At 70.7% G+C, this 7,712-nt stretch carries 6 protein-coding genes; 3 read left to right on the forward strand and 3 right to left on the reverse strand.

Annotated elements, in window-relative coordinates; all coding sequences use genetic code 11:
* Window positions 1-22 precede the first annotated feature (22 nt).
* A complete protein-coding gene (gene uvrA, locus ACZ4V1_RS25635; protein WP_468340001.1) occupies window positions 23-3,079 on the reverse strand; it encodes an excinuclease ABC subunit UvrA in 3,057 nt (1,018 codons plus the stop codon).
* A 223-nt stretch (window positions 3,080-3,302) separates the two neighbouring features.
* On the opposite strand from uvrA, the gene ACZ4V1_RS25640 reads away from it, so the two are divergent.
* Both ACZ4V1_RS25640 and ACZ4V1_RS25645 read left to right on the forward strand, forming a co-directional pair.
* Window positions 3,303-3,989, forward strand: coding sequence for a maleylpyruvate isomerase family mycothiol-dependent enzyme (locus ACZ4V1_RS25640; protein WP_468340003.1), 687 nt, complete (start codon window positions 3,303-3,305; stop codon window positions 3,987-3,989).
* 76 nt (window positions 3,990-4,065) lie between these two features.
* A complete protein-coding gene (locus ACZ4V1_RS25645) occupies window positions 4,066-4,722 on the forward strand; it encodes an MBL fold metallo-hydrolase (RefSeq protein WP_468340005.1) in 657 nt (218 codons plus the stop codon).
* A gap of 79 nt (window positions 4,723-4,801) precedes the next feature.
* Here the strand turns inward: ACZ4V1_RS25645 and aroQ are convergent, their stop codons facing one another.
* On the reverse strand, window positions 4,802-5,275 hold the full coding sequence (aroQ, locus tag ACZ4V1_RS25650; RefSeq protein WP_468340007.1) for a type II 3-dehydroquinate dehydratase: 474 nt from the start codon (window positions 5,273-5,275) through the stop codon (window positions 4,802-4,804).
* A 104-nt stretch (window positions 5,276-5,379) separates the two neighbouring features.
* Here aroQ and ACZ4V1_RS25655 point away from each other — a divergent pair, with 104 nt between their 5' ends.
* Window positions 5,380-6,426 carry a S66 family peptidase gene (locus ACZ4V1_RS25655; RefSeq protein WP_468340009.1) on the forward strand — a complete coding sequence of 349 codons (1,047 nt, stop codon included), beginning with the start codon at window positions 5,380-5,382 and terminating at the stop codon, window positions 6,424-6,426.
* Window positions 6,427-6,439: 13 nt separating this feature from the next.
* Here the strand turns inward: ACZ4V1_RS25655 and ACZ4V1_RS25660 are convergent, their stop codons facing one another.
* Window positions 6,440-7,540, reverse strand: coding sequence for a calcium:cation antiporter (locus tag ACZ4V1_RS25660; protein WP_468340011.1), 1,101 nt, complete (start codon window positions 7,538-7,540; stop codon window positions 6,440-6,442).
* Window positions 7,541-7,712 lie beyond the last annotated feature (172 nt).

Consider the following 7,712-nt stretch of genomic DNA (forward strand, 5'->3'; position numbering starts at 1 on the left):
TGGGGCCCGGCGCGGCTCCGGTTCAGGCCTTGTTCGTCCGCGTCGTCTTCTTCGCGGCGGGCTTGGTGGCCGCCTTGGCCGTCTTGGCAGTCGTGGCCGTCGTGGCCGTCTTGGCGGCGGTCTTCTTCGCGGCCGTGCCGGCCACCGTCTTGGTGGTGGTCTTCTTGGCGGTGGCCTTGGCCGCCACCGTCTTGGCCGCCTTGCGCGGGGTCTTCACCGTGGCCGCGTCACTGATCCGGTCGGCGCCCAGGACCTCCTGCAGGAACTTGCCGGTGTGGCTGGTGGGCACAGCCGCGACCTGCTCGGGGGTGCCCTCGGCGACCACCAGACCGCCGCCCGCGCCGCCTTCGGGGCCCATGTCCACGACCCAGTCGGCGGTCTTGATCACGTCGAGGTTGTGCTCGATGACGATGACCGTGTTGCCCTTGTCGACCAGGCCGGCGAGGACCGTCAGCAGCTTGCTGATGTCCTCGAAGTGCAGACCGGTGGTCGGCTCGTCGAGGACGTAGACCGTGCGTCCGGTGGAGCGGCGCTGCAGCTCGCTGGCGAGCTTGACGCGCTGGGCCTCGCCGCCGGACAGGGTGGTCGCGGACTGGCCGAGCCGGACGTAACCGAGGCCGACGTCCTTCAGCGTCTTCATGTGCCGGGAGATCGCGGGGACCGCCTCGAAGAAGTCGGTCGCCTCCTCGATCGGCATGTTCAGGACGTCGGCGATGGACTTGCCCTTGTAGTGGACCTCCAGGGTCTCCCGGTTGTACCGGGCGCCGTGGCAGACCTCGCACGGGACGTAGACGTCCGGGAGGAAGTTCATCTCGATCTTGATCGTGCCGTCGCCCGCGCAGTTCTCGCAGCGGCCGCCCTTGACGTTGAAGGAGAACCGGCCCGGCATGTAGCCGCGGACCTTCGCCTCGGTCGTCTCGGCGAACAGCTTGCGGATGTGGTCGAAGACCCCGGTGTACGTCGCCGGGTTCGACCGCGGGGTGCGTCCGATGGGCGACTGGTCGACGTGGACGACCTTGTCGACGAGGTCGTCGCCGTCCACGCGCGTGTGCCGGCCGGGCACGTTCCGGGCGCCGTTCAGCTCGCGTGCCAGGTGCGTGTAGAGGATGTCGTTGACCAGGGTCGACTTGCCGGAGCCGGAGACGCCGGTGACGGCCGTGAACACGCCCAGCGGGAAGGACACGTCGATGTCCTGGAGGTTGTTCTCGCGGGCGCCGTGCACGGTGAGCTGCCGGGCCGGGTCGCGCGGACGCCGGATGTCGGGCAACGGGATGGCCTTCTTGCCGGACAGGTACAGGCCGGTCTGCGACTCGGCGTTGCCGAGCAGCTCCTTGAGGGAGCCGCTGTGCACCACCTTGCCGCCGTGCTCGCCCGCGCCGGGGCCGATGTCGACGATCCAGTCGGCGACCTTGATGGTGTCCTCGTCGTGCTCGACGACGATGAGCGTGTTGCCCATGTCGCGGAGCCGGACGAGGGTCTCGATCAGCCGGTGGTTGTCGCGCTGGTGCAGGCCGATGGACGGCTCGTCGAGGACGTAGAGCACGCCGACGAGTCCGGAGCCGATCTGGGTTGCCAGGCGGATGCGCTGGGCCTCGCCGCCGGAGAGGGTGCCGGCCGCGCGGTTCAGCGAGAGGTAGTCCAGGCCGACGTCGACCAGGAAGCGCAGCCGCTCGTTGACCTCCTTCAGCACGCGCTCGGCGATCTTCTTGTCGCGGGCGCTGAGCTTCAGCTCGCCGAGGAAGTCCGCGCAGTCGCTGATGGACATCGCCGAGACCTCGGCGATCGACTTGCCCATGACCGTGACCGCGAGGACGAGCGGCTTGAGGCGCGTGCCCTCACAGGTGGGGCAGGGCACCTCGCGCATGTAGCCCTCGAAGCGCTCGCGGCTGGCGTCGCTCTCGGCCTCGCTGTGCCGGCGCTTGACGAAGGGGATCGCGCCCTCGAAGGCCGTGGTGTACCGGCGCTCGCGTCCGTACCGGTTGCGGTAGCGGACCTCGACCTGGGTCTTGTGGCCGTACAGCAGGGCCTTGCGGGCGCGCAGCGGCAGCCCCGCGAAGGGGATGTCCGTGCGGAAGCCGAGGGCGTCCGCGAGGGCGCCGATGAGGCGGCCGAAGTAGTCCTTGGTGTGCCCGTGCGACCAGGGGTGGATGGCCCCATCGTCGAGGGACTTGTCCTCGTCGGGGACGATCAGCTCCGCGTCGACCTCCATGCGCGTGCCGATGCCGGAGCAGTCGGGGCAGGCGCCGAAGGGCGAGTTGAAGGAGAAGGAGCGGGGCTCCAGCTCCTCGAAGGACAGGTCGTCGTACGGGCAGTACAGGTGCTCGGAGTACATGCGCTCGCGCTCGGGGTCGTCCTCCGGGAGGTCGACGAAGTCGAGCACGACCATGCCGCCGGACAGGCCGAGGGCGGTCTCCACGGAGTCGGTGAGACGGCGCTTGGCGGTGTCCTTCACCGTGAGGCGGTCGACGACCACCTCGATGGTGTGCTTCTCCTGCTTCTTCAGGGTGGGCGGGTTGGAGAGCTGGATGGTCTCGCCGTCCACCCGCGCGCGGGAGTAGCCCTTGGTCTGGAGGTCGGCGAAGAGGTCGACGAACTCGCCCTTGCGCTCGCGCACCAGCGGGGACAGCACCTGGAAGCGGCTGCCCTCCGGCAGCTCCAGGACCTTGTCGACGATGGCCTGCGGCGACTGGCGCGTGATCGGCCGGGCACACTGGGGGCAGTGCGGCTTGCCGATGCGGGCGAACAGCAGGCGCAGGTAGTCGTAGACCTCGGTGATGGTGCCGACCGTGGAACGCGGGTTGCGCGAGGTCGACTTCTGGTCGATGGAGACCGCCGGGGAGAGGCCCTCGATGAAGTCGACGTCCGGCTTGTCCATCTGGCCGAGGAACTGCCTGGCGTAGGAGGAGAGCGACTCCACGTAGCGCCGCTGGCCCTCGGCGAAGATGGTGTCGAAGGCCAGGGAGGACTTGCCCGACCCGGACAGGCCCGTGAAGACGATGAGCGAGTCACGAGGCAGGTCGAGCGAGACGTTCTTCAGGTTGTGCTCGCGCGCGCCACGGACGATGAGACGGTCGGCCACGCCGGTCCGCACCTTTCTTGAGAGAAGTGACAGGGGCGAGGCCCCCGTCTTTCTCAGACTAGGGGGAGCCACTGACAACGCCGGTCGGATTCACCGGTTGTCAACAAACCCCGACTCCCCAGCATGCCCGACGCCGCACCCGACCATATAGCACGCGCATTCGATTTGCGGGCGTCGTCCGCCACCTTCACCCGAAGGTGTGGCGCGGTCTAGGGTCAGCACCATGATTGATCACGCTCATGACCTGGCGTCTGTACGTGACGCTACCGATCGGCTGCTCACCGCGGTCGGGAAACTGGACAACGCGTCCGTGACGGAGTCGTCACGGCTTCCCGGCTGGACCCGCGGCCACGTCCTCGCCCACCTCGCCCGCAACGCGGACGCCCTCGTGAACGTCTTCGAGGGACGACCCATGTACGTCTCCGGCGAGGCCCGGGACGCCGACATCGAACGGGACGCCCCGCGCCCCCTGGACGTCCAGCTCGCCGACGTGCGCGAGAGCGCTGCCCGGTTCCAGGACGTGTCCACCGCGCCCGCGGACTGGTCACGCACGGTGGAGCTGCGCAACGGCGTCACCGACTCCGCCTCCCGGGTGCCGTTCCGGCGCTGGGCCGAGGTGGAGCTGCACCACGTGGACCTTGGCATCGGGTACGAGCTGGAGGATCTTCCGGCGGAGTTCACCGAGCGGGAGACCGAATTCCTGGCCGCCCGGTTCACCGGTCACCCGGACGTGCCGCCCACCCGGCTCACGGACGGCACACGGGCGTGGAGCACGGGCCGGGAGGCGAACGCCCCGGAGATCACCGTCACCGGTCCTCCGGCCGACCTGCTCGGCTGGCTCGCCGGGCGCCGTGAGGGGTCCGCGCTGTCGGTGGAGGGCGGCCGGCTGCCGTCGCTGCCCCCGCTGTAGCCCCTGGACGGCGCTGCCCCGCCATAGCCTGTGGACGGCCCTCTGCGAGCCGCCTCCCGGCGCTAGGCTGGCGGTCATGACGTACAGCGGAGAGGTGCGGGTCGGCGGCCCCGCCGACGTGCACGAGCTCAAGGACCTGATGATCACCAAGGTCGCGGTCGGCCCGATGGACAACAACGCCTATCTGCTGCGCTGCCGGGCCACCGACGAGCAGCTGCTGATCGACGCCGCGAACGAAGCGCACTCGCTGCTCGGCACGATCGGTGACGGCGGCATCGCGTCCGTCGTCACCACCCACCGGCACGGCGACCACTGGCAGGCGCTCGCCGACGTCGTCGCGGCCACCGGCGCCCGCACCTACGCGGGACGGCACGACGCCGAGGGCATTCCCGTGCCGACCGACGTCCCGGTCGACGACGGCGACACGATCCGGGTGGGGCGGGTGGAACTCACCGCGCGCCACCTGGTCGGGCACACGCCGGGCTCCATCGCCCTGGTGTACGACGACCCGCACGGGCATCCCCATGTGTTCACCGGGGACTGTCTCTTCCCGGGCGGTGTGGGCAACACACACAACGACCCGAAGGCGTTCGCGAGCCTCATCCACGATGTCGAGACCAAGGTCTTCGACGTGCTCCCGGACGAGACATGGGTCTACCCGGGGCACGGCAGGGACACCACGCTCGGCGCGGAACGGCCGTATCTGCCGGAGTGGCGCGCACGCGGCTGGTGAGTTCCGCGCGCCTCGTGTGACGCGTTCAGGGGCCGCGCCGGTTCCCCGGTTCCCGCTCCCGGCCGGCGGCCCCGGTTCCTCAGGCCCGGGCCCGCCCCGCGCCGGCCAGCGCCGCGATGCGCTCCACGCCGAACGCGTACCCCTGCACACCGCACCCGGCGATCACACCGTCGGCGCGCTGCGAGACGTAGGAGTGGTGCCGGAAGGGTTCGCGCTGGTGGATGTTGGAGATGTGGACCTCCACCACCGGCAACCCGTCGCAGGTGTTGAGCGCGTCCAGGATCGCGACGGAGGTGTGCGAGTAGGCGGCGGGGTTGATCACGATGCCGCAGTGGTTCAGCCGGGCCTCGTGGATCCAGTCGACCAGCTCGCCCTCGTGGTTGGACTGCCGGAAGTCCGCCGTGCCGCCGTGTGCCGTCGCCGCCTTCACGCAGAGGGCCTCGACGTCGGCGAGGGTGTCTGAACCGTAGATCTCCGGCTGCCGCTGACCCAGCAGGTTCAGATTGGGGCCGTTGAGGATCATGATCGGGGCGTTGGCCAGGGTGCGGGGCACGGTTCCTCCGGTCCGTTCGGGGCGCGGCGGCCCTTGCGCGACCGCTGCTCGGACCCCGGTTTATCACGGTGCGCCGACAGCGCGGCCGGCCCTACCCTCCGTGCATGACGACGACCGCCTACCCGCCCAAGCCCTCCCCCGGCGACCGTGTCGCGGTGATCTCCCCCTCTTCGGGGCTGCCGGGGCTCTTCCCGCTCCCCTTCGAGTCGGGCCTGGAGAGGCTGCGCAAGGAGTTCGGGCTGGAGCCGGTCGAGTATCCGGCCACCCGGAGGATGGGCTCGACGCCCGAAGAGCGGGCCGCCGACATCCACGCGGCCTTCGCCGACCCGGGGATCAGGGCGGTGATCGCGTCGATCGGCGGGGACGACCAGATCACCGTGCTGCCGCTGCTGGACCGGGAGCTGATCCGGGCGAACCCGAAGCCGTTCTTCGGCACGAGCGACAACACGAACCTGCTCGCCTACCTTCGCAACACCGGCATCGTCGGCTACCACGGCGCGAGCGTCATGGTGGAGTTGGGCCGTCCCGGCGCCATGCACCCGCAGACCGCCGACTCCCTGCGCGCGGCGCTGTTCACCTCGGGCCCGTACGAACTGCGGCCCGCCGAGCGCTGGAACGACATCGACCGTGACTGGGCCGACCCGGCGACCTTCGACGAGGAGCCCGCGCTGCGGCCCGGAGCCGGCTGGTCCTGGGTGAATGCCGACCGGGTGGTCGAGGGGCGTAGCTGGGGCGGCTGTCTGGAGGTCCTGGGCTGGCTGCTGATGGCCGACCGCGAGATCGCCCGCGACCCGGCGGAGTACGACGGCGGCGTACTGATCCTGGAGACGTCCGAGGAGATGCCGAGCGCCGTGGAGGTGTTCCGCACCCTGCGCAGCATGGGCGAGCGCGGGCTGCTCCGCCACTTCTCCGCGCTGTTGACGGCCCGCCCCAAGACCTGGTCCTTCGAGCACCCCAACGACCCCGAGCAGGCCGCCCGGTACGCGGCGGAGCAGCGCGAGGCGGTACTGCGGGCGATGCGGGCCTATGCCCCCGACGCCACGATCGTCTTCGACGTGGACTTCGGCCACACCGACCCGCAGGTCGTCATCCCGTACGGGGGCACCGTGCGGGTCGACGGGCCGGCCCGGCGCATCACCGTCACGTACTGACGCTCCGTCCGCCCTACGGGTTGACGGCCAGCTCCAGATACGCCGCGAACAGCACCAGGTGGACGCCTCCCTGCAGCGGCGTGGCGCGGCCCGGCACGACCGTCAGCGAGGCCACCACCACGGTCAGGGCGAGCAGCACCATGTGAGTGGGACCGAGGCCGAGGACCAGCGGTCCGGAGAGCCACACGGAGGCCAGGGCGACCGCGGGGATGGTCAGGCCGATGCTGGCCATCGCCGAGCCGAGCGCGAGGTTCAGGCTGGTCTGCACGCGGTCGCGGCGCGCGGTGCGCAGGGCGGCGATGGTCTCGGGGAGCAGGACCAGCAGGGCGATGATGACGCCGACGACGGCGTGGGGCAGCCCGGCGGCGTCCACTCCGTCCTCGATGGTGGGCGACACTCCCTTGGCCAGGCCGACCACGCCGATCAGTGCCATGGCCAGCAGCCCCAGGCTGATCAGCGCGGTGCGGGCGGACGGTGCGTGGGCGTGGCCCTCGGCGGTGATCACTTCGCCCTGGCGGGTGATCGGGAGGAAGTAGTCGCGGTGCCGCACCGTGAGGGTCGCGATGAACAGGCCGTAGAGGACCAGCGAGGAGAGTGCGGCGAACGTCAGCTGAACGGTGGAGAACTCCGGGCCGGGTGCGCTGGTGGTGAACGTCGGCAGTACCAGGCTGAGGGTGGCCAGCGTCGCCACCGTCGCGAGGGCCGCGCCGGTTCCCTCCGGATTGAACACCGCGGTGCCGTGCCGCAGGGAGGCGACGAGGAGGCTGAGGCCGACCACACCGTTGCAGGTGATCATCACGGCCGCGAAGACCGTGTCCCTGGCCAGCGTCGCGCTCCCGTCGCCGCCGTCCGCCATGAGGGTCACGATGAGCGCGACCTCGATGACCGTGACGGCGACGGCGAGGACCAGGGAGCCGAAGGGCTCGCCGACCCGGTGGGCCACCACCTCGGCGTGGTGCACGGCGGCCAGTACGGCCGCCGCGAGGACGATCGTCAGCAGCGCGACGACCGCACCGGGCACCTCGCGCCCCCAGGTGACGGCCAGCAGCACGACCGCGATCACGGGCGCGACGGTCGTCCACTGTGTGATGAGCGCCCTGGGACGAGTGACCATGCGGCGATCGTCGCAGAGTGCGATCGGACCCGCACTCGCTGTCATGCGGGCCGGGGAGGCGCGTTCGGCCTCGCCGACAGTGCGCACGCGGGGAGCGGGGGGGGGGGGGGGGGGGGGGGGGGGGGGGGGGGGGAGGGGGTCCTCCCTTACCCCCCCCGCTTGGGCGATTGAG

The organism is Streptomyces sp. NPDC028991 (genome assembly GCF_055564775.1).